We start from the raw sequence: 1,115 nt of genomic DNA on the forward strand, positions 1-1,115 counted from the left end.
ACCTCTTTAGAAAGATTATAAAAAATAGCTTTCTTCTCTTTTTCTGTATATAAATAATATTCATCTAAAGACAACTCTCTTTTTGCTATTTCTAAAAGTTTTACTTTATTTTCTTCATCTACTCCATGAGCTAACAACAGTAAAGAGTTTATAACCTCATGTCCTATCTGGTGATCATTTCCATCTCTTGTTATAGCTCTACCATTAACTATATCTGTCATAGCTCCCTTGAAAAATAGTGGTTCAAATGATGAATAAACTCTTTCACATATTTTTTTAGTATCTATTTTGTCCCTAAGTTTTTCATCTACCAAGTATATTATTTCAGCAATTCCTGATAGTAAAACATTTCCATAAGTTCCTGCATATGGTATAAATCCATGCTGTATAAATGATCCATCTGCATAAAACCCATCTCTATTACTTAGTGTTTCTATATTTTTTTCAGATATTATCTCTAAAGTTTCAGATATAGACTCCACAGCTTTTTGACATATCTCTAAATCTTTTAAAAGAGCACCTCTTAAAAATATAATTTTGCAAGTATCAATTAAGTTTCCTCCAGTTGCTGGTCTTAAAGGCGACCCACTTGGATGTATTGCCACAGGATTATTTCCTAAGTATCTCTCATCTGGTAAAAAATATCTTGTTACATCTATTATCTTATCTATAAAATCTTTTTCTAACTTCTCATAAAAAAGAATTAATATATCATTTAATAGTAAAGGATATCCAATCTCCCACTGCCACCAGTTTGTATGCTCTACAGAACTCAGATTATAATAATTTTCATAGTTATTCTTCAATACTTCCCTAGCTATTAAAAATATTGCCTCATCTTTATAGTAAACTGAATTCTCTGTATTATAAGCTATACCTAAAGTTAATATCTTTTTATAACTATCTCTAACTCTTTCTACCAAAACTCTTTTTTCAATCTCTTCGATTAAACTTTTATTCTCTCTATTTTGTCTTAGAATATTTTCACACTCTTGCTCTAATTTTTTTAAAGTTTCTACTGGTGCAATTTTCCCTGTTAAATATTCTATACGTTTTTTTAATATGTCCCCCATTTTACACTCCCTCTTGTAATCTTTTTTCTATATTTATTAAAC

At 28.5% G+C, this 1,115-nt stretch carries 1 pseudogene; it reads right to left on the reverse strand.

The annotated features are described in order from the left end of the window. Positions 1-1,073, reverse strand: a pseudogene (locus ACRCYC_RS08455) (hypothetical protein); the annotation flags it as partial. Between the last annotated feature and the right edge of the window lie 42 nt (positions 1,074-1,115).

The organism is Paraclostridium sp. (genome assembly GCF_051657365.1).
Taxonomy (GTDB): domain Bacteria; phylum Bacillota; class Clostridia; order Peptostreptococcales; family Peptostreptococcaceae; genus Paraclostridium.